This is a genomic window from Nannocystis pusilla, assembly GCF_026626665.1.
In the GTDB taxonomy this organism is placed as follows: Bacteria; Myxococcota_A; Polyangia; order Nannocystales; family Nannocystaceae; genus Nannocystis; species Nannocystis pusilla.
This window is the reverse complement of the sequence record NZ_JAPNKE010000002.1, coordinates 6,040,696-6,065,288: the sequence shown is the minus strand read 5'-3', so window position 1 is coordinate 6,065,288 and position 24,593 is coordinate 6,040,696. Positions and strand designations below refer to the sequence as shown.

Annotated in this window: 24 protein-coding genes and 1 pseudogene; 14 read left to right on the top strand and 11 right to left on the bottom strand. The window is 71.6% G+C overall.

Annotation, left to right across the window (positions count from 1 at the left end; all coding sequences use genetic code 11):
- Positions 1 to 51 precede the first annotated feature (51 nt).
- Positions 52 to 525, bottom strand: a complete 474-nt coding sequence (locus tag OV079_RS26810; RefSeq protein ID WP_267771767.1) for a peroxiredoxin — start codon at positions 523 to 525, stop codon at positions 52 to 54.
- Positions 526 to 605: 80 nt separating this feature from the next.
- On the opposite strand from OV079_RS26810, the gene OV079_RS26805 reads away from it, so the two are divergent.
- The 6 genes from OV079_RS26805 to OV079_RS26780 all read left to right on the top strand — a co-directional run bounded on the left by OV079_RS26805 (position 606) and on the right by OV079_RS26780 (position 3,970).
- On the top strand, positions 606 to 833 hold the full coding sequence (locus tag OV079_RS26805) for a hypothetical protein (RefSeq protein WP_267771766.1): 228 nt from the start codon (positions 606 to 608) through the stop codon (positions 831 to 833).
- 1 nt (position 834) lies between these two features.
- A complete protein-coding gene (locus OV079_RS26800; protein WP_267778647.1) occupies positions 835 to 1,932 on the top strand; it encodes a sodium:solute symporter family protein in 1,098 nt (365 codons plus the stop codon).
- On the top strand, positions 1,824 to 2,312 hold the full coding sequence (locus tag OV079_RS26795) for a sodium:solute symporter family transporter (RefSeq protein WP_267771765.1): 489 nt from the start codon (positions 1,824 to 1,826) through the stop codon (positions 2,310 to 2,312). Before OV079_RS26800 ends, OV079_RS26795 begins: the two co-directional genes overlap by 109 nt.
- The gene (locus OV079_RS26790) at positions 2,309 to 2,608 is read left to right on the top strand and encodes a hypothetical protein (RefSeq protein WP_267771764.1); all 300 of its coding nucleotides are present in this window, start codon (positions 2,309 to 2,311) and stop codon (positions 2,606 to 2,608) included. The genes OV079_RS26795 and OV079_RS26790 overlap by 4 nt, the downstream gene beginning before the upstream one ends.
- A complete protein-coding gene (locus tag OV079_RS26785; protein WP_267771763.1) occupies positions 2,542 to 3,750 on the top strand; it encodes a formylglycine-generating enzyme family protein in 1,209 nt (402 codons plus the stop codon). Before OV079_RS26790 ends, OV079_RS26785 begins: the two co-directional genes overlap by 67 nt.
- Before the next feature lie 91 nt (positions 3,751 to 3,841).
- Positions 3,842 to 3,970, top strand: a complete 129-nt coding sequence (locus OV079_RS26780) for a hypothetical protein (protein ID WP_267771762.1) — start codon at positions 3,842 to 3,844, stop codon at positions 3,968 to 3,970.
- Between the two features lie 69 nt (positions 3,971 to 4,039).
- Here OV079_RS26780 and OV079_RS26775 read toward each other — a convergent pair whose 3' ends face one another.
- Positions 4,040 to 4,804 (bottom strand): PP2C family protein-serine/threonine phosphatase, encoded by a 765-nt coding sequence (locus tag OV079_RS26775; protein ID WP_267771761.1) that lies wholly within the window; start codon positions 4,802 to 4,804, stop codon positions 4,040 to 4,042.
- Between the two features lie 186 nt (positions 4,805 to 4,990).
- On the opposite strand from OV079_RS26775, the gene OV079_RS26770 reads away from it, so the two are divergent.
- The gene (locus OV079_RS26770) at positions 4,991 to 6,775 is read left to right on the top strand and encodes a hypothetical protein (protein ID WP_267771760.1); all 1,785 of its coding nucleotides are present in this window, start codon (positions 4,991 to 4,993) and stop codon (positions 6,773 to 6,775) included.
- 18 nt (positions 6,776 to 6,793) lie between these two features.
- On the opposite strand, the gene OV079_RS26765 is transcribed toward OV079_RS26770, so the two are convergent.
- Positions 6,794 to 8,005 (bottom strand): FG-GAP repeat domain-containing protein, encoded by a 1,212-nt coding sequence (locus tag OV079_RS26765; protein ID WP_267771759.1) that lies wholly within the window; start codon positions 8,003 to 8,005, stop codon positions 6,794 to 6,796.
- 370 nt (positions 8,006 to 8,375) lie between these two features.
- On the opposite strand from OV079_RS26765, the pseudogene ltrA reads away from it, so the two are divergent.
- The 6 genes and pseudogenes from ltrA to OV079_RS26740 form a co-directional block, all read left to right on the top strand.
- A pseudogene (ltrA, locus tag OV079_RS58630) lies at positions 8,376 to 10,139 on the top strand (group II intron reverse transcriptase/maturase); the annotation flags it as partial.
- Positions 10,140 to 10,362: 223 nt separating this feature from the next.
- Positions 10,363 to 10,851, top strand: coding sequence for a hypothetical protein (locus OV079_RS26760; RefSeq protein ID WP_267771758.1), 489 nt, complete (start codon positions 10,363 to 10,365; stop codon positions 10,849 to 10,851).
- A gap of 74 nt (positions 10,852 to 10,925) precedes the next feature.
- Positions 10,926 to 12,044 carry a hypothetical protein gene (locus OV079_RS26755; protein ID WP_267771757.1) on the top strand — a complete coding sequence of 373 codons (1,119 nt, stop codon included), beginning with the start codon at positions 10,926 to 10,928 and terminating at the stop codon, positions 12,042 to 12,044.
- Positions 12,045 to 12,047: 3 nt separating this feature from the next.
- A complete protein-coding gene (locus OV079_RS26750) occupies positions 12,048 to 12,428 on the top strand; it encodes a fluoride efflux transporter FluC (RefSeq protein WP_267771756.1) in 381 nt (126 codons plus the stop codon).
- 86 nt (positions 12,429 to 12,514) lie between these two features.
- Positions 12,515 to 13,057, top strand: coding sequence for a hypothetical protein (locus OV079_RS26745; protein WP_267771755.1), 543 nt, complete (start codon positions 12,515 to 12,517; stop codon positions 13,055 to 13,057).
- 349 nt (positions 13,058 to 13,406) lie between these two features.
- Positions 13,407 to 13,802 (top strand): VOC family protein, encoded by a 396-nt coding sequence (locus OV079_RS26740; RefSeq protein ID WP_276602809.1) that lies wholly within the window; start codon positions 13,407 to 13,409, stop codon positions 13,800 to 13,802.
- Between the two features lie 3 nt (positions 13,803 to 13,805).
- On the opposite strand, the gene OV079_RS26735 is transcribed toward OV079_RS26740, so the two are convergent.
- The gene (locus tag OV079_RS26735) at positions 13,806 to 15,290 is read right to left on the bottom strand and encodes an amidohydrolase (RefSeq protein ID WP_267778646.1); all 1,485 of its coding nucleotides are present in this window, start codon (positions 15,288 to 15,290) and stop codon (positions 13,806 to 13,808) included.
- A 159-nt stretch (positions 15,291 to 15,449) separates the two neighbouring features.
- On the opposite strand from OV079_RS26735, the gene OV079_RS26730 reads away from it, so the two are divergent.
- The gene (locus OV079_RS26730; RefSeq protein WP_267771753.1) at positions 15,450 to 15,638 is read left to right on the top strand and encodes a hypothetical protein; all 189 of its coding nucleotides are present in this window, start codon (positions 15,450 to 15,452) and stop codon (positions 15,636 to 15,638) included.
- Between the two features lie 357 nt (positions 15,639 to 15,995).
- Here OV079_RS26730 and OV079_RS26725 read toward each other — a convergent pair whose 3' ends face one another.
- From OV079_RS26725 to OV079_RS26695, 7 genes are all read right to left on the bottom strand, one after another.
- Entirely contained in the window at positions 15,996 to 16,844 is an 849-nt protein-coding gene (locus OV079_RS26725; RefSeq protein WP_267771752.1) for a hypothetical protein, read from the bottom strand.
- 358 nt (positions 16,845 to 17,202) lie between these two features.
- Positions 17,203 to 17,766, bottom strand: a complete 564-nt coding sequence (locus OV079_RS26720; RefSeq protein ID WP_267771751.1) for a hypothetical protein — start codon at positions 17,764 to 17,766, stop codon at positions 17,203 to 17,205.
- Between the two features lie 496 nt (positions 17,767 to 18,262).
- Positions 18,263 to 19,381, bottom strand: coding sequence for a rod shape-determining protein RodA (gene rodA, locus OV079_RS26715; protein WP_267771750.1), 1,119 nt, complete (start codon positions 19,379 to 19,381; stop codon positions 18,263 to 18,265).
- A complete protein-coding gene (mrdA, locus tag OV079_RS26710) occupies positions 19,378 to 21,738 on the bottom strand; it encodes a penicillin-binding protein 2 (RefSeq protein WP_267771749.1) in 2,361 nt (786 codons plus the stop codon). Before mrdA ends, rodA begins: the two co-directional genes overlap by 4 nt.
- Before the next feature lie 18 nt (positions 21,739 to 21,756).
- The gene (locus tag OV079_RS26705; protein WP_267771747.1) at positions 21,757 to 22,356 is read right to left on the bottom strand and encodes a hypothetical protein; all 600 of its coding nucleotides are present in this window, start codon (positions 22,354 to 22,356) and stop codon (positions 21,757 to 21,759) included.
- 111 nt (positions 22,357 to 22,467) lie between these two features.
- On the bottom strand, positions 22,468 to 23,346 hold the full coding sequence (gene mreC, locus OV079_RS26700) for a rod shape-determining protein MreC (RefSeq protein WP_267771746.1): 879 nt from the start codon (positions 23,344 to 23,346) through the stop codon (positions 22,468 to 22,470).
- Between the two features lie 13 nt (positions 23,347 to 23,359).
- Positions 23,360 to 24,391, bottom strand: a complete 1,032-nt coding sequence (locus tag OV079_RS26695; protein ID WP_267710220.1) for a rod shape-determining protein — start codon at positions 24,389 to 24,391, stop codon at positions 23,360 to 23,362.
- Positions 24,392 to 24,593 lie beyond the last annotated feature (202 nt).

Genomic DNA, 24,593 nt, shown 5'->3' with positions numbered 1-24,593 from the left:
CAGGGGGTGGGGGCAAAAGACACCGACCCGAGTGGAGCATGCTCACCGAGCTCAAGCGGATGCGAGACTACGCACGATCTCGAGGGCCTCGGCCACGTGCTTCTTGGGCCGGACCTGCGACGAGAACACGTGCCGCACCACGCCGCCGCGGTCGATGATGAAGGTGACGCGGCCGTCGATGAGGCCGAGCGTCTTCTTCACGCCGTAGTTGGCCCGCACCGCCCCGCCGCGATCGCTGAGCAGGCGAAACGGCAGGTTGTGCTTGGCCGCGAAGGCCTTGTGCGCCTCGACGCCGTCGCTGCTGATGCCCACGACCTCGGCGCCGGCGTCGGCGAACACGGTGTAGCTGTCGCGGAAGCTGCAGGCCTCGACGGTGCAGCCGGGCGTGTCGTCCTTCGGATAGAAGTAGAGGACCACGCAGCGCTCCTTGAGGAGATCGGCGAGGGCGACGGTGCGGCCGTCCTGGTCCTGCAGGCTGAAGTCGGGGGCGACTTCGCCGACGGCGAGCTGGGTGCTGCGACTCATGCGCCCGCGAGTGTACCGCCGGCCGCGCAGCCCCGGAAGGGCCTGTGAACGGCGCGAATTTTCTCGTATCAGTGAGAGCCATGCGCTGGGTTCGCCTGTCGCCGCTGTACTTCGTCGCCTCGACGGCGATGCTGGTGTGGCCGCTCTACCCGCTGCTGGGCGACCACATCGAGCCGCGCGTGCTCGGCGTGCCGTGGTCGCTGACGTACGTGCTGCTCGTCATCCTCGCCAACACGGCGGTGCTGGTGGGGCTGTACCTGAGCCGGGCCGTCGACGCCGTCGAGGCCGAGGACGAACCCCGTGGCTGAGATGGGCGCGGTCGCGCCGTACGCGGTGTTCGCCTACCTGGCCGCCTCGCTGGCGGTCGGCCTGTACGCCGGCCGGCGCGGCTCGGGCGGCGCCGACGACTTCGTCACCGGCGAGCGCTCGTTCGGCCCGGTGCTGATGTACTTCGTCATGGGCGCGATGATCTTCAGCGCCTACGCGCTGCTCGGGACGCCGCAGCGGGTCGTCAGCAAGGGCTCCGACGCGTTCTACATGCTGGCCTACGGGGCCGCGGCGTTCGTGCCGGTGTTCTACTTCGGGGCCCGCGTGCGCCGCATGGGCGCCCGCCTCGGCCTGGTGACGCAGGCGGAGCTGATCGGGGCCCGCTACGACAGCCGCAGGATCACCACGGTGATGGGCGCGGCGTCGCTGCTGGCGTTCATCCCGTACCTGGCGATCCAGTTCAAGGGCGCGGGCATCGTCATGCACCACGCGCTCGGCTGGTCGCCGCTCGTCGGCGCGGCGGTGGTCTACGCGGTGGTGGCCGTGTACGTGATGTTCGGCGGCATGCGCGGGGTCGGCTGGACCAATGTGCTGCAGGGCGTGGCCATGCTGACGGTGGTGTGGTGGCTCGGCCTGGCGATCCCGGGCCAGCTGTTCGGCGGGATCGCGCCGATGTTCGACCGCGTGATCGCCGAGCGCCCGGAGTACCTGACGCTGCCCGGGCCGGCGCCGGGGACGTCGTCGTTCCAGTACACGGCCGAGATCGTGATGTCGACGCTCGGCTTCGCGATGTGGCCGCAGGTGTTCATGAAGTGCTTCACGGCCCGCAGCGCGCGGGCGGTGCAGTACTCGGCGGTGACCTACCCGAGCTTCCTCGTGTTCCTGATCCCGCTGCTGTTCCTCGGCTACGCGGCGCTGCTGCTGCCCGGGCGCCGCGCGACGAGGGCGTGCTGCTGTGGCTCGTCGGCCGGCCGGAGGTCGGCGGGCCGTGGGTGTTCGCGGCGTTCTGCACCGCGGTGCTGGCGGCGTCGATGTCGACCGGCGACTCGCTGCTGCACGGCGGCGCGTCGATCTTCGTCCGCGACGTGCTGGTGTCCGGGCTCGGCCTGCCGCTGTCGGAGCAGGCGCAGACGCGGCTGATGCGGATGGGCGTGGTCGTGCTGTTCGCGCTCGGCCTGGGGATGCTGGTCGTCGCCAGCAAGGTGTCGATCGTCGACCTGCTGCTGCTGGCCTACGCGGTGCCGGTGCAGTTCCTGCCGCCGGTGATCTTCGGCCTGTACTGGCGGCGGGCCAACCGCGTGGCCGCCGAGGCCGGCCTGTTCGTCGGCCTCGGGGTCGCGTTCGCGCTGTTCCTGGCCAAGATCCTGGCGCCGGGGCTGTACGCGTGGTGTAACCCGCTCGACCTGCAGATCGGCGCGGTCGGGCTGGTGCTCAACGCGGTCGCGATGTTCGTGCTGTCGCTGACGACCCCGCCCATGGCACAGTCCCACCTGCAACGCTTCGAGTTCCGCAGCCCATGATGTCCCGCGCGCTCCTCGTCGTCCCCCTGTGTCTGGCCGCCTGTGAGGCCACGAGCCGCCGCTTCGCCGCGCTCGACGCCCCGCCGCCCGCGCCGGTGGCCGTCGGCGAGGCCCGGCCGCTGGCGGAGCTGAAGAAGGTGACCGAGCTGTCCGAGGCCGAGAAGGCCAAGCAGGACAAGGAGATGCCGGAGTGCGGGCGCGGCAGCGGCGCGACATCCACGGCGAGTGCGTGCCGATCGGGCTGTGGGAGACCGAGCACGTGCAGCGGGTCCAGATCCCCGGCGGCGTGTTCGTGATGGGCAACGTGCCCGACCACTTCGACTCGTCGCCGTCGCGCGAGCTGCCGGCGGTCCGCTGGTCGGGCAACCCGCCGCGCCACGAGGCGGTGCGCAGCTTCTGGATCGACCTGCACGAGGTCACCCGCGGGGCCTACGCGGCGTGCGTGACCGCCGGCGCCTGCGCGGCCGCGACCTGTCCCGAAGGCCAGGCCGACCCGACGAAGGACCTCGCGCCGGAGGTCGTCGCCTCGCTGCCGCAGACCTGCGTCACCCACCAGCAGGCCGCGGCGTACTGCCGCCACGCCGGGGCCCGCCTGCCCAGCGAGGCCGAGTGGGAGTACGCGGCCCGCGGCCCCGACGCCCGCGTGTACCCGTGGGGCAACCAGATCAAGGACGACATCCCGCAGGGCCTCTATCCCGCAGGACATGTCCGCCTGGACAGCTCGTACTTCGGCGTGCGCGGGCTGGGCAGCGACGGGCTCGAGTGGGTCGCGGACACGTACGACGCCGACGCGGCGCTGCGCCCGTTCGTCGGCGAGGCGTTCCGCGCCGCCGACGGGCCGCTCGCGGTGGCCCGCGGGATCTTCGAACAGTCGGCGTTCTGCGGCGAAGACGCGGCCTGCAAGCCGCCCGCGGGCGAGCCGGTCCGCCACGTGTACAAGTACGGCAGCGTCGGCCAGCGCCGCGCCGCCCGCGAGTCCCGTCCGCCGAAGTTCCCGGGCGTCGAGCTCGAGGGCTGGGACGTCGTCGGCGCCGACACCCGCCTCGGCTTCCGCTGCGCCGCCGACCTGCGCGCCGAGGACAAGCCGCTGCAGGTGCCGGCCTCGGTGGCGCCGATCCCGATCGTCCGCTCCGAGGGCACGCTCGAGCTGTTCGGCGGGGTGGTCGAGGCGGTCAACCAGGAGGAGGCCCGCCGCTTCTGCGCCGCGCTGCGCGTGCCGTACGGGAGCGAGGCGCTGACGGGGTTCCGCCTGCCGACGCTGCTGGAGATCCAGCAACTGACGGACGTGTTCCGCGGTCCGGGGCCGTTCTGGGCCGAAGACGGGGCGGCGGTCCAGATCGACGACACGACGCCGCCGGCCCCCGACGCGCCGTGGCGCGAGCTGATGGTCGGCGGCGAGACGGCCCTGGCGGCCCGCTGCGTGCGCACGGTGCAGTGAGCGGCAGGTCGCTCCCGGTCGCCGGGCGGCCGGGGTGACGGACGAAGCCGCTCGAGCGCGAGACCGGGCGGAGCGGTTCCTCCGCGCGAACGTGCGGGAGCGCATCGATCACGGCGGCTACGGCGACGTCGCGGAGTACCTGTACGTCGCGAGCCTGGCCGGTCTCCCGGGCTCGCCGGCGGAGCTGCTCGCGCGCGCGCCGAGCTACGCCCGGCCGTGAATCGGCTGGCTTCACGAGCATGTCCTGAAGAACATGGCGCATCGGCCATGACCCTCGGGACATGTCCCATCAGCCGGTGTACTCGACGAACAGCGCGGTGATGTTGTCGCGGCCGCCGTTGATGTTGGCGTGGCGGACGGCGTCGCGGGCGGCGGTGGCGAGGTCGGCCGAGAACAGGCGGGCGAGGAGGCCCGTCTCGTCGAGGTACTCGTGCAGGCCGTCGCTGCACAGCAGCAGCTTGTCGCCGGGGGCCAGCTCGAGCTGGCGGACGTCGACCTCGACGAACTCGCGGTGGCCGACCGCGCGGGTGATCACGTGCTTGAGGTGCGACAGCTTGGCCGCCTCCGGCGTCATCGTGCCCTGGCGGATCTGGACGTTCACCAGCGTGTGGTCGTCGGTCAGCTGCACGTGCTCGCCGGCGTGCCACAGGTACACCCGCGAGTCGCCGACCCACGCCACGGTGGCGACGTGGCCGGCGACCAGCACCACCGAGGCGGTCGTCGACATGCCCCTTCGGTCAGGGTCCATCTCGCCCATGGTGTGGACCATGTAGCAGGCGCTCTGGATGGCCCCGCGGACCAGGGCCGCGAGGCGCTGGCGGGCCGCCTGATCGAGCTCGCCGCCGTGGCGGGCGATCTCGATGTCGGTCGCGTCGCCCTTGACGAAGTCGACGATGAACTCGACGGTCTCCTGGCTGGCGATCTCGCCGCGGGCCCGGCCGCCGACGCCGTCGCAGACGATGAAGAGGCCGAGCTGGGCGTCGGCGAGGAAGGCGTCCTCGTTGCGGCTGCGCACCCGGCCGACGTCGGTGTAGCCGTAGTGCCGCGTCCCCATGCGGCGGCGACCTTAGCACGGGCCGGTGGGAACGCGCCCACGCTTGTTGTACCCTGGCGACGATCGACCTGGAGCGCCCATGACCGTGCGTGGAAGCAGCCGAATCTCGCCCTCTCCAGCCTCACGCTCGTCGGTTGCCTCGACCCGACCGCCGGCGGGGACGACGCCTCCGCGACCGCCGCGACCATGAGCCCCGGGACCACCGATTCGCCGGGCACCGCGGCGCCGACGAGCGAGCCGCCGACCTCGACCTCGATCACCGGGACCTCGACCTCGCCGACGTCGACCGGCGAGCCGACGACCACCGACGGCACCACCGGCGACCCGCCGCCCGAGCCGCCCGACCTGTGGTGCCCGGGCGGCCCGCAGGGCGGCTGCGAGGCGCAGCCCGACGCGCCGCTCGAGGCCGGCGCGGCGGTGCTGTCGATCGTCCCCAACTGCTGGGAGAGGTGGGTCGACGTCGACATGGACAACGAGTGGAAGCCGGCCGACGACATGCTGCTCGACTGCGGCTGCGACCAGAAGTGCCCCGGCGACCCCGGCTACACCAAGCCCGACGACGGTGAGGGCGACGGCGAGCTGCAGGCGCTGTTCATGGCCGGCTTCGGCCACGACCGCCCGGCCTACGGGGTGCGCGACGCGTCGCACGGGCTGGTCGGCGGCGACGACGGGCTGTGGGCGCGGGCGGTGGCGTTCCGCCAGGGCGAGTCGACGCTGGCGATCGTGGCGATCGACACCGTCGGCTACTTCAACAACGACGTCGAGGCCATCCGCGAGCTGCTGCCGGCGCAGGACATCGACCTCGACTACCTGATCGTGCACGCGACGCACAACCACGAGGGCCCCGACACGATGGGCCTGTGGGGCGAGGACCTGTTCACCTCGGGCTACACGCCGGAGTACCGCCAGCAGGTCCGCGACACCATCGTCGAGGCGATCGTCGGCGCGTTCAAGGACATGCGCGAGGTCGGGTCGATGCGGGTCGGCGAGGTCGACGTGTCGACCTACCACCCGAAGGGCATGGGCAACCTGCTCCGCGATTCGCGCGACCCGTGGATCGCCGACGAGACCATCTCGGCGGCCCACCTGAGCGACACCGAGGGCGTGCCGATCGCCACGCTCGTCAACTACGGGTGTCACCCGGAGACGCTGGCCGACGACAACTACCTGGTGACCTCCGACTTCGTCCACGCGCTGCGCCGCACCGTCGAGACCGGCTCGGAGTGGCAGACGGCGGCGGGCAAGCCGGGCCTCGGCGGGCCGGCGATCTACATCAACGGGGCCGTCGGCGGGATGATGACGACGCTCGGGGTCAACGTCGAGAACCCCGACGGCGAGACCTACCAGGCGGCGAGCTTCGAGAAGGCCGACTCGGTCGGGCAGATGCTCGGCGAGATGGCGCTCGACGCGGTGGCGATGGGCGAGGAGATCACGGGGCCGGCGCTGCGCTTCGCGGCCAAGCGGTTCCGCGCCGGGGTCCGCAACACCAACTTCAAGCTGATGTTCGACCTGCAGGTGTTAGAGCGCGAGGTGTTTGGCGCGGACATGCCGGGCAAGGAGGAGATCGAGACCGAGATGGCGCTGGTCGAGCTCGGGCCGATCCAGATGCTGACGGTGCCCGGCGAGCTGCTGCCGGAGCTGGCGATCGGCGGCTACGACGGCTCGCACATCAACGCCGACGGGGTGCCGCTCCTCAAGCCCGACAACGTCAACCCGCCCGACCTCCGCGCGGCGCCATCGGGCCCGTACATCGAGGACCGCATGGGCCTGACGTACCGCTGGATCGTCGGCCTCGGCAACGACGAGCTCGGCTACATCATCCCCGAGTACGACTTCCAGCTGGCCGAGACGATGCCGTGGATCAACGAGGCCGAGGGCAACCACTACGAGGAGACCAACTCCCTCGGGCCCGACATGGCCGCGCTCGTCGACCAGTTCGCCGACCTGCTGATCCACTGGTCGAAGTCGTGAGCGCGAGCTCGCGACGCATCAGTCGCGGGCCAGCGCGACGAGGACGCCGTCGTCGCCGAAGCCGATGATGTCGAGCCGGCCGTCGCCGTCGACGTCGGCGAGGGCGCGGACGTGGACGCCGACGCGCCAGCCCTGGGCGTAGCCGAACTGCTCGAGCGCCCGCTCCGGCTGGCGGAAGCCGGTCTTCTTCGAGGTGGCGACGATCACCCCGGTCTGGCCGAAGCCGACGATGTCGTCGCGCGCGTCGCCGTCGATGTCGCCGAGGTGGCGCGGGTGACGGTCGACCCGCCAGCCCTGGTTGAAGCCGAAGTTGTTGAGGACCAGCTCGGGCTCGCCGTACGCGCCGCTGCGGCCGTTCGCCAGCAGGGTGCCGTAGTCGCCGAAGCCGACGATGTCGGGGCGGTCGTTGCCGCTCACCTCGCCGAGCAGGCGGAGGTGCTTGTCGGCGCGCCAGCCGTGGTCGTAGCCGAATTCGGCCAGCCACATCGCCGGCGCGGTGAAGCGGCCCTCGGTGGCGCGGGCGACGAACACGCCGTCGTCGCCGAAGCCGACGAGGTCGGCGCGGCCGTCGTCGTCGACGTCGCGGACGAGGCGCGGGGTGCGATCGACGCGCCAGCCCTGCTCGTAGCCGAGGTCCTCGAGCCACGATTCGCGCGGGCTGAGGTTGGAGCCGGTCGACGTGGCGACGTAGACGCCGCCGTTGCCGAAGCCGACGACGTCGGGGAGGTCGTCGGCGTCGACGTCGGCGAGGAAGCGCGGGTGACGATCGACGCGCCAGCCGCGGGTGATCGTGAAGTCGTCGAGCCACAGCTTGGGCGGCTGGAACTCGCTGCCGGTCGACAGCGACACGAACACGCCGCCGTTGCCGAAGCCGACGACGTCGGCCATGCCGTCGGCGTTCATGTCGACGAGGAAGCGCGGGTGCTTGTCGATGCGCCAGCCGTTGCTGTACGAGTAATTGTCGACCCACGTCGCCGGCGCGCCGAAGCCCTCGCCGGTGGACAGGGCGACGACGACGCCCTGCTCGCCGAAGCCGACGATGTCGGCCAGGTCGTCGCCGTCGACGTCGCCCAGGAGGCGCGGGTGCCTGTCGACGCGCCAGCCGTCGGCGACGCCGAAGCCCTCGGACCACGCCTCGGGCGCGGCGAAGCCGGCGGCGCGGGCCTCGGGCGCGGCGGTGAGCGGCAGCATCAGGCCGGCGAGCGCGCCGGCCACGGTCAACTTCCTCATGGTCGAACCTCCTGGGGCGGCGAGCGAGGATGTCCGAAGGGACAGGTCGACGATCGCGCGGGGGGACGCCGCTTTGTGGGGCCGGCTCGCGGCGACGCAAGCGGCGGGCCTGCGAGGCGCGGCCGCGGAGTTCGAGGTCGCCGCCCGGGCCGGGTCGGGCGCGCGCGCCGGGGTCGGCGAGGCGGGCTCGCGCGTAGCCCAGGGGCGTTGCTCAGGGCGCTCCGCAGGATCTGGCGATCGGGCCGGGGGCGGCCGACGGCAGCGTGCTCGCGGGACGCTCTCGTCGCGGGCGCTCGCTCGAGTCGCGGGGCCGGCGCGAGGCGAGCGGACGCGGGCGTACGGGCCCCGGCGGTCGTGGTAGGGTCCGCCCATGGTGCGTCCTGAAGACGCGGACGAGCTCGGCCCCGAAGGGGGCGGCGCGGCCGCGTCATGCTGCACCGTTTCAGCGGGTGAGAGTCCCGCCCGGGTAAGCGCCGGAGCGCCCGGAAGCAGACCCCAGGTCCGAGGAGAGATCCTCGAGGCCCGAGCGGGGTGTCGAAAGCCTGTCCCTTGCGACAGGGAGCGGAGCTGCGGGCCGCAACGCGTAGTGAACGCCGAGCAAGCCTCGTCAGATCATCAGCCGAAAGGTGTTCGGGAGGGCCGAGCCCGTCATGTCAGGGCGAAGGCGACGGACAGCGTGTCGGTTCCGGAATGTGCGCTGGACCTCCCCGGGGTAGTGGCGGCGGCACGTAGTGAAGGAACGGTGCGGAACAGGAGAGACCCTCCCTGGCGACCTACGTCGGGTAAAGCGGCCGGTATAAGCGCAGAGCGTGAAATCCTGTCGTGCCAGGAGGGAGTCCGAGGGGGTCGTAGTACCTGCGAAGCGGCGGACAACGCCGTGGAGGGAAGGACCCCTGCTTCGGTCGCGCTTGACGCTGAGGGTAAGTGCGAGGGCATGGCCTGCGGGCCCAACGACCCCAAAGAGAAAGTACGAGAACTTCAGCGCAAGCTTGGGGAGTGTGCCAAGTCGAGCAAGACACGGCGCTTCCACGCGCTGTACGACCGGATCCACAGGGATGACGTCCTGTGGGAAGCGTGGAAGTGTGTGCGGAGGAACCGCGGGGCGGCCGGCGTCGATGGGGTGACCATCGAGGCGATCGAGCAGACGGGGGTCACGAAGTGGCTCGGCGAGCTCGCGGCCGACCTGCGTGAGGGACGCTACCGACCGCAGCCGGTGCGGCGGCAGTACATCCCGAAGGCGGACGGGGGGCAGCGACCGCTCGGGATCCCGACGGTACGGGATCGAGTGGTGCAGGCGGCGACGAAGATCGTGCTGGAACCGATCTTCGAGGCGGACTTCCTGGCGTGCAGCCACGGCTTCCGTCCGGAGAGGAGCGCGCAGCAGGCCATGGAGGTCGTCCGCGAGGCCGGCAACCAGAGCCACGTCTTCATCGTCGACGCGGACATCCGGGGCTTCTTCGACAACATCGACCAGAATATCTTGATCGAGTTGGTGAAGGAGCGTGTGTCGGATCGGCGGGTGCTGAAGCTGATCCGTCAGTGGCTCGAAGCAGGTGTGATGGAGGACTGGAAGACCCGCGAGACGATCGCGGGGACGCCCCAGGGCGGCGTGATCTCGCCGCTGCTGGCCAACATCTATCTGCACGCCTTCGACCGCGCGTGGGAGGCCGAGGGCTCGCACCTCGGGCTGCTCGTGCGCTACGCCGACGACTTCGTGCTCATGTGTCGCAGGGAGTCCACGGCGAAGGCGGCGCTGCAGAAGGCGCGAGAGATCCTCGCGCGACTGCGGCTCGAGCTGCACCCGGACAAGACGCGCCTGGTGGACATGCGGTACGGCCGTGGGAGCTTCGACTTCCTCGGCTGCACCTTCCGCAAGCGGCGCAGCATCCAGCGCCTACCGAAGTACCACTTCATGCAGCGGTGGCCCTCGCCGCGCGCCATGAAGCGTGTCCGCGAGAAAGTCCACGCGCTGACCTCCGTGCAGCGCAACCGGGCCAAGGACGTGAAGGAGATCATGGCGTCCCTCAACCCGGTGCTGCGCGGGTGGGGCAACTACTTCAAGACCGGTAACGCCGACAAGAAATTCACCCAGGTCGACCACTACGTGCGCGAGAGTCGTGCGCTGGCTGTGGCGACGCGGTGGACAGCGGTCGCGTTTCTGGCCGAACAAGTGGCCCGCAGAACGCCTCTACGAGATGGGCCTCCACAGGCTCCGCACGACCGTGCGCTACCCGGCGCATGCCACTCCTCCAAGACCGTCGGTAAGCCGTGTGCGGGAAAACCGCACGCACGGTTTGACAGGGGGTCCTGGGCAACCTCGGGGCGGTGCACCGCCCAGAAAGTCATAGGATCTACCAATGCGCGGCGCCTCGCTGTTCAGCTCGTTCGTGTTCGTCTCGTCGCTCGCCCTCGGCTCGTGCGGACCGCCGCCGGCCCCGGGCTACTGCGCCGGCCCGGTGTGCGGCTGCAGCGGCGGCGACAACTGCGTGCTCGACTGCCCGGCCGCCGGCTGCGACGCCGAGTGCCACGACGTGAGCAACTGCGACGCCGGCTGCGGCGACATGTGCAACCTGTCGTGTCACAACAACTCCAACTGCGACCTCGAGTGCGGCGACGCCTGTGCGGTCGATTGCGAGTCGGTGAGCAACTGCGACGTCGCCTGCGGGGCCGACTGCGCGGTCGACTGCCGCAACCTGTCGAACTGCGAGGTCACGATGATCAGCGGCGAGGCCTCGTGCGAGGGCGTCGGCAACTGCCAGATCCGCTGCGCCCTGCCCGACGGCAACTCCGAGCCGGCCTCCGACTGCGGCGACGGGCGCTACAGCTGCCCGGTCGGGTCGTGCTGAATCCCCGCCGCGGAACGCCGGTTCTGCGGAGTCGCGCGATTGCGCGGTCAGGGCCGACCTGGGACACTCGGTTCATGTCGCAGACTTCGCGGGCCCTCACCGTGACCTTCGCCGCGGCCGCCGTGGCCGGCGCGTGCAACTTCCTGTCCTCCGGGGCAGGTCAAACGACGACCAACATCGCCGACGTGGCCGGCGTGATCGCTTGCCCGGCGCTGTCGAGCGGCGGCGACGCGCTCGGGGTCAAGTACACGGCCAAGGCCGAGCTCAACGCCAAGGTCGGGGCCTTCGTGCAGGCGGCCAAGGACCTGCACCGGCTGGCGATGAAGTGGGAGGCCGAGGTCACCTCGGCTTGCCGCAAGATCGGCGGCGACATCGGCGTGAACCCGGCGGCGATGCAGGCGAACCAGAACGCCACGGCCCCGCAGGCCGCGTGCGGGGCGGTCGCGGCCAAGGTGCAGGGGCTGCTCAAGGGCGGGGTGAAGATCGAGGCGAGCTACACGCCGCCGAAGTGCGACGTCGACGCGTCGGCGCGGGCCCGCTGCGACGGCCGCTGCAAGGTGGACGTCGACCCCGGCGAGATCGTGGCCCAGTGCACGCCGGCCAAGCTGTCGGGCCGCTGCCAGGGCACGTGCAAGGGCCAGTGCGACGGCCGCTGCTCGGGCCAGTGCAACGGCAACTGCGCGGTCAAGGACGCCCAGGGCCGCTGCGCCGGCAAGTGCGAGGGCACCTGCACCGGCCAGTGCGACGCGACGTGCCACGCGTCGTGCCAGGGCACCTGGCAGGCGCCCAAGTGCGAGGGCCACGTGACGCCGCCGAAGGTCGACGCCGACTGCAAGGCGAGCTGCGAGGCGAGCGTGAAGTTCTCGGCACAGTGTACGAAGCCGAAGCTCGAGGTCAAGTCGTCGAGCGAGGCGCAGGCGCTCGGCAAGCTGGTGACGTCGCTGTCGGCCAACCTGCCGGTGCTGATCGCGGCGCAGGTCAAGCTGGGGCGGGACATCGCCGGCGAGGTGCAGACGCTGGTCCGCCTCGGCGGCGAGCTGCGCGGCAAGCTTCAGGGCGCGGGTGAGCAGGCGATCGCGTGCGTGACGGCGGCGGCGTCGGCGGTGGCGACGGCGTCGGTCAGCGTCAACGTGTCGTTCAAGGCCAGCGCGTCGGTGTCGGGGGCGGTCGGCGCGAGCGGGAGAGCCGGCTGAGCGGTGTCCTCCGCGTGGCACTGGCTCGGGTTGTTCGCGGCCGGCGGCTGCGGGGTGTGCCTGCGGTTCGCGCTGGCGCTGAAGGTCGACCGCTGGGCCGCGACGTCGCTGCCCCACGTCGGCACGCTGGTGGTGAACTTGATCGGCTGCCTGGCGATCGGGGTGCTGGCGCCGCTGATGCCGCAGGGACCGCCGCGCACGATCGCGTTGGCGGGGCTGCTCGGCGGCTTCACGACGTACAGCGCGTTCGCGCTGCTGACGGTCGAGCTGGCCGGCGAGGCCCGCTGGGCGCCGCTGGCGTGGCAGCTCGGGCTGCACGTCGGCGGCGGGGCGCTGATGGTGGCGATCGGCTCGCGCCTGGGCCGGCTGCTGGCGGCGGCTTGAGCGGGGAGGTTGGAAGGGACATGTCCCGGAGGACATGTATTTCCGCTCCCGCATCGAGCTCTGCTCGCAGAGGCTGGCGCCTGACAGTGCTGGCGTTGGGCGCGTGGTTGAGCGCCGCGGCGAGCACGGCAGGGTGCTACACGATGAGCGTCAACCCGCCGCGAGACTCCGAGTCCAAGCGCGCCTTGCGGGTGCTGAAGCGGCACCTGCGAGCGAGACTGCCCGGCGCCAAGTTCTATCTCAAGCAGCTCCGCCTATCGGCACCCGGCTGGACGGTGTTCGCGGGCGAGGACCGGGAGGTCCGCCACGGCGGCCTGCGGTACTGGGTCGTGCGGGCCGACGCGAGGGTGGTGACCGGGGAGCCGCTCGTGGAGCTGTCCCACGCTTATCGCAGCCTCGAGGCCGCGGGACCCGATCCTTCGGCGAGCCCGGAGGACCTGGCGTGGATCGCGGTCGCGCTGCTGTCGCGAGACACGGAGCTGCTCGATCCGCGCGACTATCTGCAAATCCGCGCGCTGTACGAAGGCGACGAGCTCGCGCCCCCAAGCTCGTGCGACAGGGCGGCGCGGCGACCTTGGTGTTCTGGGTCAACGTGGGCCGCGGGTGGAGCCCGAGCCGCTACGAGCTGAAGATCTCCGCCGACTACGAGGTGACCGTGTCCGTGACCTCGCCGCAGCTGCGCCAAAGAGAATGAGCTGAGCGCACCGCCTGTCATGGCGCCTCGCGACGAGATGGAGGGGCGGGTCGTCGAGACCCGCCCTCTCTGTCTCTCGGGTCAGCTTTGCGCGGCGCGGGTCGATGACGGCCGGAGAACGATCCGCGCGGCCACGTCCGACCCAAGCCGCTGTTAGGGCGAATTCGCTCGTGGTCGCGTTGGCCATCGGAGAGGCATTCTGGGCTTGAAATAATTTTGTACGACGTATAGTATACGACGCGCTGAAAAGACGGCGAGGGCCGTCGAGTTTCCCTTCCGAGGAGATGTCCGTGCAGATCACTGGCTGTGCCGTGTCGCTGACCGTCGACGATGTCGCGGCGTCGAGCGCCTTCTTTATTAAACATCTGGGGTTTCGTGAGGCGATGGCGGCGGACGGGTTCGCGTCGCTGCAGCGCGAGGATGCCGGGATGCACGTGGTGCTGCTGCGCCGCGGCATCGAGGTGCTGCCGCCGGAGCTCCGCGAGCAGCGGGCGGCCGGGGTGATCGTCGCCTTCGTGGTCAAGGACCTCGAGGGCGAGGAGCGGCGGCTGCGGGCCGAGGGGGTGCCGATCACCCTGCCGCTGCGCGAGGAGCCGTGGGGCGAGCGGCTGTTCATGATCACCGATCCCAACGGGGTGGTGATCGAGCTGGTCGAGTGGGCCGCGGCGTCGGCCGCATGAGCCTCACCGCGGCGGGCGGGCCTGGTAGACCGGCGCGCCCCTGCGGTAGGTGGTGAGCGGGCGCAAGGTCGCGAGGTCACCTGTCCGAACGGACAGGGGGTTGCGGTCGAGGATCACGAGGTCGGCGACGCGGCCGACGGTGAGCTCGCCCTTGCGCTCGCCGTCGAACACCTGGTGGGCGCCGCTGCTGGTGAGGCCGCGGAGGCCGTCGAACACGGGGATCCGCTGGTTCGGGCCGAGGACCTTGTCGCTGCGGGTGGTGCGGTTCACCGCGCTGGCGAGGAGCCGCATCGGGTCGGCAGGGAGCGCGGGGGTGTCGGTCTGCAGCGTGAACAGCAGGCCGCGCGCCAGCGCCGACTGGGCCGGGTCGAGCCGCGCGGCGCGGGCCGGACCGAGGACGGTGTCGCGGTACCAGTCGCCCCAGTAGTACAGCTGGGCGCTGGCGAACGACGGGAGCATCTTGAGCTCGCGCATGCGGTCGAGCTGGTCCTCGCGTACGGTCTGGGCGCGCAGCAGCACCGGCCGGCGATCGTCGACGCGGCGGCGCTCGATGACCCGCTCCCACGCGTCGAGGTACTGTTCGGCCGCGGCGTCGCCGTCGGCGTGCGCGAGCACCTGCCAGCCCTGGTCGACCGCGAGCTCGAGGATCTGCTCGACCTCGGTGGCGGCCATGAGGGCGACGCCCCGCCAGCCGCGAGGCTTGCCGGCCGGCGGGGTGGTGTACGGCGCGCCGAGCCAGGCCGAGCGCGACTGCAGGCCGCCGTCGAGCACGAGCTCGATGCCGCCGAGCTTGAGGCCGCGCTCCCAGGCGCCGAAGCGCTGGCCGACGAGGCGCTCGGCGTCGGCCATGCTGGCGACCACCGGATAGGCGACGACGTCGACCTCGTGCTTGTTGGCCCGGGCGAGCCGGCGCAAGGCCTCGAGCTCGGCGTCGTCGACGGCCCCGTCCTGCACCGTGGTGAAGCCGCGGCGCGCGTACTGCCGCTCGGCCTGGAGGAGCCGCGTCGCCAACTCGTCGTCGCTCGGCCGCGGCAGCGCGCGCGTGAGGATGAAGACGGCGCTGTCGGCGAGCACGCCGCTCGGCTCGCGCGACCGCGGCTGGCGACCGATCTGTCCGCCGGCCGGGTCGGGGGTGTCGGCGTCGATGCCGAGCAGGCGCAGCGCCGGCGTGTTGACGACCGCGATCGCGCCGGAGCTGTGATAGACGGCGATCGGGTGCATGGTCGAGACGTCGTCGAGGTCGGCGCGCGTGGGCTGCCGCGCCTCGCGGAGCCGTGAATCGTCGTAGTTCCAGCCGACCACCCATTGCCCGCCGGCGAGCTTGCGCCGCTTGATGTCGGCGCGCAGGGCCCGGCGCATGTCAGCGATCGTGCGGACCGTGCCGAGCGGCGGGGGCCGCTGGACCTGCTCGCTGCGCAGGGCGACGGCGCCGAGGTGACCGTGACCGTCGATGAAGCCGGGCAGCAAGGCCTTGCCGGCGAGGTCGATCTTCTCGGTGCTGCCGTCGGCAGTACAATGTCGGCCTGCGCGCCGACGGCGACGATCTCACCGTCACGAATGGCGAGCGCCTCGGCGACGATCGGGTTGCCGGCAGCGTCGACGCGCATGGTGATCACCGGGCCGCCGTAAAAGACTCGGTCGGGGGCGGTGGTCGGCTCGGCCGGTCGGGTCGGCGGCTGCGGCGAGCTGGTCGGCGGCCGCGTGGCGGGCGAGGTCGAGGCGGTCGGCTCTTCAGGGGTGCTCGCCGGGCGCGCCGGCTTGCCCTTGCTCGGCCGCGCCGGCTTGCCCGCGGTCGGCCGCCCGGGACCCGGCTGGGGCGCGCTGCCGGAGGAATAGCTGTAGCTGCACGACAGCAGCGCGACTGTGATTGCGGTGATCGGGACGAGGCGATGCATCGACCGGGCCTCCGATCGATCGATAGCACCGGGGCGGTGGACGTCGAGACGGGCGAACGGCCGCGGCGGGGCCGACTGGCATGATTCGTGAGGTGCGCCGAATGTCGGGCGAGCGAGCTCGTGCGACGAGTCGGCCCGACTGGCATGATTCGTCGCGTCAATGCCGTGAAGCGAGCTCGTTCGGCCGAGCCGCCGGTTCGACCTGTCGATGCCCGGGCTCACCAGCCGGCCGGCAGGCGGAAGGCGTTCGTCATCCACGAGGTGCGGTCGCCCTCGAAGCTCAGCTCGGTGGTGGCGGTCATGATGGCCATGTGCGAGCCGTCGGGGCTGGTGAACACGAGGCCGCGGTCGAGGTCGTATTCCAGACGTAGGGCCGGCGGCGCACGCCCGGCTCGAGCTGCAGGGGGGCCTGACCGTCGCGGACGAGGTCGAGCTTGAAGGCGGCGCCCTTGCCCTCGTGGGCGCGCTCGCGGTCGCCGCCGAGGACCTCGAGGGTGGCGGTCGCGGTCTGTCCGGAGGGCAGGGCGATCGCGTAGGCCTTGGCGCCCGGGCGCGGCGCGGCGACCCCCTGCGGCTCGGTCGGCGCGAGCAGGTGGCCGACCTCGATGCCGTGCGCCTGCAGCAGGGCCGTGCGCCTGGGCGCCAGCGCGGCCCGCAGGTCCGGCGGGTCGCACGGCTCGGCGTCGGGGCTCTTGGGGCGCACCTCGACGTAGCCGTCGGGCACGAGGACGTCGCTGTCGGTGTCGACGACGAACAGCCGCGCCGCGCCCTCGCAGGTGGCGGCGCCCGGACCGGCGTCGAAGGTCTCGAAGGCGAAGTAGCGGCCGTCGCGCGACCAACCCCAGACCGTGAGGTGATCGATCTGCTGGCGCGGATCGCCCGGCTGCTCGAAGGCGGCCCCGAGGTCGCCGGCTTCGGGCGCTCGGCCGCGGGCGCGGGCGCCTCCTCGCGCGCGGCCTCCGGACCCGGCGCCGGCGGGCCGTTCGGGGCGGTGCAGGCGCTGGCGAGCAGGAGGACGCAGGCGAGGCGGGGCAGCATGGGCAGGGTTTACCCGCTGCGGAGAGCGGGCGCCAATTTCGAGGTTGGGTGTCCCGAGAGACAGGTGTGGGGCGCGTGACCGGGCGGGCGGGCCGTGGCGCGGATGCATTTTTAAAATGTCCGATCGGACATGTGAGACGGCGTGCGCGGGGATGCGGTCCGGCGCGCAGACGTGAGGGACCGAGGGCGCTTGTTCGACGACCTCGGCTGCGTGGACGACAGAGGAAGCCGAGCTCGCTCGGCCGTCGGTCGGTGCGAGACGGTCGCGGACTCGAGCCGTCTGCTTTGGCTGCGAGTCGTTGGGCGAGGCGGCGGAGGGTCTTTGCTCGCCTCGTCGTGCGCGACCACCGTCGCCGTGGCGAGGACGTGCCGGACTTCGGCCACTGTCACACGGTCTTCTTGCCAGCCTTCCCGGTGGGGGGTTTCTTGGCGGTCTTCGCGGCGGTCGTCTTCGCGGCGGGGGGTCGTTACAGCCGATTCTTGGTGGTGTTGGCCGGGGGCTTCTCGGAGGACGACGCGGTATTCGCCGTCGTTCGGCTGCCGTCGCGGTGCAGCAGCAGCACCACGCTGGCGCCGAGCCACTTGTAGAGTCCGGCCGCCTCCTCCGGCAGCAGTCCGACGTCGACCAAGTGGGCCTCGATCTTGGCCGTCGACGTGTTCAACGGGACGCTCGCGCGGCGCAGGCGGTCGTAATAGCTCCGACCGGTCGCGGCCCCGGTTTGCCAGTACCACACGAAGGCGTAACGGGCCCCCATGGTGAGATAGGCCGTGAGCGAGTCCATGGGCTTCAGCGTGCAGTCGTTGGCGTCCTCGAAGGCCGTCCGGGCCTGCTTCGGTGACTCGTTGGCACGGTGGAGCCACCAGCCGATGCCCTCGGGGGTCATGGAGTCGAGAACCGCGCGCGCGGCGAAGTTGCCGCGCACGCCGCTCGGCCGCGGATGCCATGCGAAATTCCGGATCGACGGGATCGCCAGGCGGCCGCCGTTTTCTCCCTTGCTCTGGTCGGGGTTGTGCTGGTCCTGCTCGAACATCCACGTGAACTCGACGCCGCCGAGGGTCTCCGCGAAGACGTCGAGCTCCGGAGGCAGCGGGAGACCGGCCCGCTCCTCGGCGGTGAGCGGGGGAGCGAACGCGGCGTCGATGAGCGATACGTCAGGTCGGGCCGAGAAGCGCGAATGTAGGCTCGGAGGAGCTGGGCGAGCGGGAGCTGCATGTTCGAGGCGTAGCAGGAGGGTGTGTCGGCATCCAGGGCCCGGGCCGGCCCTGCCTGCTGCAGCGAACCATCCATGCGAGCGAGCCGAGCCCGTTGTGTTCGTGATCGCTGAACATGAATACAGGACAGGGACTCGGCAACGAGGTCGTCCGGCGCCGACAACCCCCGAAGGACTTCCGAGCGGCAGTACTAGCGCGGGGCGAAGAGGTTCGCTCGCGGTGAGCGAGCCGAAGCGGGCTCGCGGACGCCGATCGCAGCGAGCGTGCGAGGCGCTCGCGGCGAGCGAAGTGTACTCGCGCGGGCCGGTGATCTCGTCAGCCTCGCTGGTGGCGCGAGCGGCTGACGCTGAGCAGGATGCCGATGCCGAGCATCATCGCCAGGGCGTTGGAGCCGCCGACGCTGAAGAAGGGGATCGTGATGCCGGTGACGGGGAGGAGCTGGAGGACCATGCCCACGTTGATGCAGACGTGGAAGAAGAACAGCGACGAGACGCCGACGCACAGCAGGGCGCCGAAGCGGTCGCGGGCCTGGGAGGCGAGGCCGAGGCCCCACAGGACCAGGGCGGCGAACATGATCAGGACCATGGCGGCGCCGAGGAAGCCCCACTCCTCGGCGTAGACGGCGAACGGGAAGTCGGTGTCGCCGTAGGGCAGGAAGTCGAGGGTGTTCTGGGTGCCCTGGCGGACGCCGCGGCCGAAGAAGCCGCCGTTGCCGACGCCGATCATGGCCTGGATGGTCTGGTAGCCCTCGTTGTCGGCGTAGGCCTCGGGGTTCAGCCACACGTCGATGCGCGAGCGCTGGTACTTGTGCATGAAGAAGGCCCAGCCGAGCATGAACAGGGTGACGCCCGTGGTCATCAGGGCGAGGATGCTCTTGAGGCTGAGCTCGGTGAGCGCGAGGATCGTCAGCGCGACCAGGCTGCAGATGATGCCGGTGCTCAGGTCGGGCTGGTTGACGATCAGCGCGACCGGCACGAGGAACATGATGAACGGGACGATGAGGTGCCGGACCTTGCGCGGCGCCTTGCTCGGCCGGTCGCTGAGGTAGCGCGCGAGCGCGGCGATCAGCAGGATCTTCATCAGCTCCGAGGGCTGGAACTGGTAGTCGCCGAGCTCGAGCCAGCGGCGGGCGTCGTTGCGCATGACGCCGATCAGCGGCACCAGCCCGAGCAGGCCGAGGCCGCCGAGATAGGCGGCGTAGGCCATGCGGTGCAGGACGCGGTAGTCGAGCGAGGCGACGATCACGGCGGCGATCGTGCCGAGGCCGAGCCAGCGCATCTGGACCTGGATCTTGCCGCTCCAGTCGCCGGTGCCGGCGCTGTTGAGGTTGATCAGCGCGAGCGCGATGATGCCGGCGACCAGGGTGACGATCACCCAGTCGATGTTCTGCACGATCCGCCGGAGCAGCGAGCGCGGGCGACCGATCGACGTCACGGCAGGACCTCCCGGGCGAGCAGGGCGGGCGCGATGAAACGGCGGCGACCGATCGACGTCACGGCGAGACCTCCTGGGCGAGCAGGGCGGGCGCGATGAACCGGCGGCGACGGCCTGTCACGGCAGGACCTCCTTCGCGGCGGGCTTCTTCTTGGCGGCGTGCTTCTTGCTCGCCGGCTTGTCGGCCTTCTTCTTGCCGCCGGGGCGGCTCGGGCCCGCGGGCGGGCTGGTCTTGGCGACATGTCCGGAAGGACCTGTCTCTTCGGACTTGGGCGGCGGGGGGCCGAGCGGGCGGTCGCCGGGCAGGCGGGCGCCGGTGAGGGCGACGGTGCGATCGGGCGCGGGGCCGCTGTCGCCGAGGACCTCTTGCTTGTCGCGCCGGCCGGGCAGCGGCGGGGGGACGCCGCCGGGGCGGCGCGGCTGGGGGTCTCGGAGCGGCTGCCGAGGTAGCTCTCGATGACCTTCATGACGATCGGCGCGGCCGCGTCGGCACCGACGCCGCCGTGCTCGACGAAGGCGACGACGACGATCTTGGGCGCGTCGGCGGGGGCGTAGGCGGCGAACCAGGCGTGGTCCTGGGTGAAGTCGAAGCCGGGGATCGGGCCGGGCTTGGGGTTCTTGTTCTTCTTGTCGAGGGCGCCGACCTGGGCGGTGCCGGTCTTGCCGGCGACGACGACGCTGCCGAGCCGCTCGCTGTAGGCGGTGCCGAGCTCGTTGTTGACGACGCCGGTGAGGCCGGCGTGGATCCGGTCGCGGTCGGCGGGCAGGACCGGCTCGAGGTCGCGGCGCACCTGCGGCTTGTTCTGCAGCACGAGCCGGCGGTCGGGGGTCTCGATGCGGTCGACGATGTACGGGGTCATGACGCGGCCGCCGTTGGCGATCGCGGCGTACAGCACGGCGACCTGCAGGACGGTGGCGGTCACGTTGCCCTGGCCGATCGCGCTGTTGAGGCGGACGCCGCGCTGGTAGGTGCCCTCGCGCGCCTCGAAGGCCTCGGTCGGGATGCGGCCCTTGGCCTCGCTGTTGATGCCGATGCCGGTGCGCTCGCCGAGGCCGAGCCGGCGCGCGAACAGCTCCATGCGCTCGAGGCTGAGGACCGTGTCGATCGCCAGGGTGTAGAAGTAGACGTTGCACGACTGCACGATCGCCTGCTCGAGGTTGACCGGGCCGTGCTTGTGCGTGCACTTGAATCGACGGCCGCCGTAGTTGACGTAGCCGTCGCAGGTGATCGTCTTCTCGGGGTCGAAGGTCGGGTCGTCGAGCGCGGCCAGGGCCGACACGACCTTGTAGGTCGAGCCGGGGAAGTAGTGCTCCTGGACGGTGCGGTCGATGAAGGGCTTGAGCAGGCTCTCGGACCACGCCTTGTACTGGTCGCGGCCGATCGGCTGCTGCCAGCGGTTGGGGTCGATCGCCGGGACGCTGAGCATGGCGACGATCCGGCCGGTGTCGGGCTCGATGGCGACGAGCGCCCCGGCGGGCTTGTCGGCGAACGCCTCGGCGGCGACGCGCTGCAGGTCGAGGTCGAGGGTGAGGTAGACGTCCTGGCCGGGGATCGGGTCCTCGTCCGGCGGCAGCGCGGCGAGGGCGTCGCGCGGCGGATCCTTGACCGGGTGGTGGTGGACGTCGACGACGCGCGAGCGCTTGCCGGGGCGGCCGCGCAGGTAGTTCTCCCACTGCCGCTCCATGCCGGTCTTGCCGACGCGGTCGCCGGGGCGGTACGAGCCGGCGGAGTTGGCGAGGCCCTCGGGGGTGATCTCGCCGACGTAGCCGGTGACGAAGGCGGTGAGCTCGCCGGCGGGGTAGAAGCGGCGCGCGGACTCGCGGATCTCGAGCCAGTCGCCGAGGGCGTCCTTGCGGGTCTGGATCCGCGCGAACTCCTGCCAGGTCAGGTTGCCGCGCACGGCGAACGGATAGATGCCCTCGTCGCGGTCGCGCCGGCGCACGATCGCGGCGGTGAACTGCTCGCGGTCGGCGGCGTCGACGAAGTCGACCAGGTCGGCGAGCGCGTCGATCTGGGCGTCGGACAGCGGCACGCGCGAGCCGGTCTGCGAGCGCGCGCCCGGGTCGTCGGTCTCGACGACGACGCGCGGGCGGGCGGTGACGTAGAGGGTGTAGGCCGGGCGATTGCTGGCCAGCGGCCGGCCCTGGGCGTCGAAGATCCGCCCGCGCAGCGCCGGGGCCTCGATGGTGTCGATGAAGTTGCGCTCGGCCCGGCGCACGTAGTGCTCGCCCTCGAGCACCTGCAGCTGGCACAGGCGCCCGAGCAGGACCATCAGCGCGAGCAGGACCACGAGCACCATCGCCTGCAGCCGGGGCCGCAGGGCGCGCAGGTCGTCGGGCTCGCGTAAGCTGGTCATGAGGTCATGTCCATTGGTTCATGTCCAATCGGACGGGTCCGACTCCTCGAGCGGCGGGCCGGCGTTGCGGGTCTGCAGCGGCGAGCGGCGGGCCGGGCGCGGGCGGCGGCCGAAGGCGCGGTCCCAGGCGCCGAGGGCCAGCTCGGCGAGGACGTACACGCCGGGGGCGGCGAGCACGGTGGCGAGCGCGTGCCAGCGGGCCTGCAGCAGGCCGGCGAGCAGGGCCTCGGTCTCGACGCCGAGGCGGCGGCGGGCGCCGAAGAGGAGGGCGAAGGTGACGAGGTCAATCAGGGCGGCGGCCACCCCGGCCGCGAGGGCGCGCGCGATCGGGCCCTCGACGGCGAGCCGCCGGCTCGACCACACGAGGGCGCAGCACGACAGGCCGTAGGCCAGCGACAGCAGGCCGATGGGTGTCCCCTGGGCCATGTCCTCGAGGTAACCGAGGGTGACCGCGACCGCGAGGCCGCTCGGCAGCGACAGCTCGCGCCCGAACACGACGTGGGCGACGAGGGCGGCCGAGGTGGCCGGCAGCATGACGGTGAGCCCGAACGTCTGCCCGAGGGCGCCGACGGCGGCCAGGAGCAGCCAGCCGAGGGCGATGTAGATCAGGGGACGCATGGACCGTGGGTCGCGGGGCCTCGTCTGCCCGAAGAGACATGTCCTTGAGGACATGTTTGGCGCGGGCGGGCGGTGGGGGTCGGGGCTGACATGGACTTCGGGACAGGTGAGCTACTGCAGCGGTCCGAGGCCGTAGGCGGCGGCGGGGGACTTGTTGGGGTTCTCGGGGTCGGGGGCGGGGGCGCTGGCGAGCACCACCCACACCATGTCGAGGCGGTCGAAGCGGACGGCGGGCACGACGTGGACGCGCTGCTGGGCGCCGACGACGTCGTCGACGCGGATGACCTGGCCGACCGGCTGGCCGCGGGGGAACAGCTCGTCGACGCCGGAGGTCTGGACCAGGTCGCCGACGTTGACGCCGAGGTCGGCGGCGACGTGGACGACGCAGCGGTCCTCGCCGATGCCCTCGAGGATGCCGGGCGCGCGGGTGCTGGCGATCTCCACCGCCACCTTGCTGCGCGGGTCGGTGATCAGCATGACCTCGCTGTGGTCGTCGGCGGCGCGGTCGACGCGACCGACCACGCCGGCGTCGGCGATCACGGCCATGCCGGGGCGGACCACGCGGTCGCCGCGGTCGAGCCGCAGCTTGACGACGCGGAAGAACGGCGACTGCTCGACCCCCGCGACCTCGGCGGCGATCATGTCCTCGGCGACCTTGTCGCGCATCTGCAGCGAACGCCGCAGCTCGCGGTTCTCTTCCTCCACCTGCTGCAGGCCGCGCAGGTCGAGCCGGAGCTTGCGGTTCTCGGCGGCCAGCGCCTCGTTGTCGTCCTGCAGGCGGGCCTGCAGCAGCCAGCGCTCGAAGAATCGGCCGGCGTTGCCGGCGGCGTAGCTGATCCCGGCCTCGAGCGGGGCGCCGACCTTGACGACCATGCGGTCGAAGCCGCCCAGGGCGCGCGGGTCCTGCAGGCTCGAGCGCAGCAGGAGCGCCGGGATCCCGAGCAGGATCGCGACCAGGACCGCGTTCTTGGCGCTGCGGAGGCCGGCCATCCTCCGGGGCTCCTTACTGGAGCGCGACCTCGCGGAGGAGGTCGAGCTCGTCGAGGACCGCGCCGGTGCCGAGGACGACCGCGAACTCGGGCTCGTCGCACACGAAGCACGGCAGGCCTGTCTCGTCGGACAGGAGGACGTCGAGGTTGCGCAGCTGCGAGCCGCCGCCGGTGAGGACGATGCCCTTGTCGACGATGTCGGCGCACAGCTCGGGCGGGGCGGCCTCGAGCACCAGGCGCACGGCCTCGACGATCGCCGCGACCGGCTCGCTCACGGCCTCGCGGATCTCCTCGCTGTCGACGACGATGGTCTTGGGGATCCCGCCGACCAGGTCGCGGCCCTTGACCTCCATCGTCATGAAGTTGCGGGTCGGGGCGGCGGTGCCGATCTGGATCTTGATGCGCTCCGCGGTGCGCTCGCCGATCAAGAGGTTGTACTTGCGCTTGACGTGCTGGACGATCGCCTCGTCGATCTTGTCGCCGCCGACGCGGATGCTCTTGCAGGCGACGATCCCGGCGAGGGAGATCACCGCGACCTCGGCCGTGCCGCCGCCGATGTCGACCACCATGTTGCCGCCCGGCTCGGTGATCGGCAGGCCGGCGCCGATCGCCGCGGCCATCGGCTCCTCGATGAGGAAGACCTCGCGCGCCCCGGCCGCCAGGGCCGAGTCCTTGACCGCCCGCTTCTCGACCTCGGTGATGCCCGAGGGCACGCAGATGACGATCCGCGGCTTGACCAGGGTCTGGCGGTTGTGGGCCCGGTTGATGAAGTGCCGCATCATCGCCTCGGTGACCTCGAAGTCGGCGATGACGCCGTCCTTCATCGGTCGGATGGCGGTGATGCTGCCGGGCGTGCGCCCCAGCATCTCCTTGGCCTCCTTGCCGACGGCGACGACCCGCTTGGTGCTGCCCTTCTTCTGCACGGCGACCACGCTGGGCTCGTGGGCGACGATCCCCCTGCCCTTGACGTACGTCAGGGTGGTGGCGGTCCCGAGGTCGATGGCCATGTCGTTGGAGAACAGGCCGTATACCCAGTCAAAGAGCATGCTGCGCGCGGCGTTCGGGTGTACCCGCCGAAGCAGTCGACGGCAAGTCAGCGGCGTTGTGCGGGAGGCTTGCGGCTTTTCTCACAATAGGCGGCCGCTCGCCGGCTTCGGGCCCAGGAGCGCGGAGCGCCGGCTCCGCGGCGGCCAACGCGGCACCAGGCCGGCGTATTCCGCGGGCCCGCAGGCGGCCCGGAGTTTCCCG

Excerpts from the sequence above, each read along its gene's own strand:
- OV079_RS26695 (WP_267710220.1), bottom strand. The coding sequence starts at position 24,391 with ATGCTCTTTGACTGGGTATACGGCCTGTTCTCCAACGACATGGCCATC.
- OV079_RS26770 (WP_267771760.1), top strand. The coding sequence starts at position 4,991 with ATGAGCCCCGGGACCACCGATTCGCCGGGCACCGCGGCGCCGACGAGC.
- OV079_RS26725 (WP_267771752.1), bottom strand. The coding sequence starts at position 16,844 with ATGCATCCGCGCCACGGCCCGCCCGCCCGGTCACGCGCCCCACACCTG.
- mrdA (WP_267771749.1), bottom strand. The coding sequence starts at position 21,738 with ATGACCAGCTTACGCGAGCCCGACGACCTGCGCGCCCTGCGGCCCCGG.
- OV079_RS26765 (WP_267771759.1), bottom strand. The coding sequence starts at position 8,005 with ATGAGGAAGTTGACCGTGGCCGGCGCGCTCGCCGGCCTGATGCTGCCG.
- OV079_RS26760 (WP_267771758.1), top strand. The coding sequence starts at position 10,363 with ATGCGCGGCGCCTCGCTGTTCAGCTCGTTCGTGTTCGTCTCGTCGCTC.
- OV079_RS26755 (WP_267771757.1), top strand. The coding sequence starts at position 10,926 with ATGTCGCAGACTTCGCGGGCCCTCACCGTGACCTTCGCCGCGGCCGCC.
- mreC (WP_267771746.1), bottom strand. The coding sequence starts at position 23,346 with ATGGCCGGCCTCCGCAGCGCCAAGAACGCGGTCCTGGTCGCGATCCTG.
- OV079_RS26720 (WP_267771751.1), bottom strand. The coding sequence starts at position 17,766 with ATGTTCGAGCAGGACCAGCACAACCCCGACCAGAGCAAGGGAGAAAAC.
- OV079_RS26800 (WP_267778647.1), top strand. The coding sequence starts at position 835 with ATGGGCGCGGTCGCGCCGTACGCGGTGTTCGCCTACCTGGCCGCCTCG.
- OV079_RS26790 (WP_267771764.1), top strand. The coding sequence starts at position 2,309 with ATGATGTCCCGCGCGCTCCTCGTCGTCCCCCTGTGTCTGGCCGCCTGT.
- OV079_RS26775 (WP_267771761.1), bottom strand. The coding sequence starts at position 4,804 with ATGGGGACGCGGCACTACGGCTACACCGACGTCGGCCGGGTGCGCAGC.
- OV079_RS26805 (WP_267771766.1), top strand. The coding sequence starts at position 606 with ATGCGCTGGGTTCGCCTGTCGCCGCTGTACTTCGTCGCCTCGACGGCG.
- OV079_RS26740 (WP_276602809.1), top strand. The coding sequence starts at position 13,407 with ATGTCCGTGCAGATCACTGGCTGTGCCGTGTCGCTGACCGTCGACGAT.
- OV079_RS26810 (WP_267771767.1), bottom strand. The coding sequence starts at position 525 with ATGAGTCGCAGCACCCAGCTCGCCGTCGGCGAAGTCGCCCCCGACTTC.
- OV079_RS26795 (WP_267771765.1), top strand. The coding sequence starts at position 1,824 with ATGTCGACCGGCGACTCGCTGCTGCACGGCGGCGCGTCGATCTTCGTC.
- OV079_RS26705 (WP_267771747.1), bottom strand. The coding sequence starts at position 22,356 with ATGCGTCCCCTGATCTACATCGCCCTCGGCTGGCTGCTCCTGGCCGCC.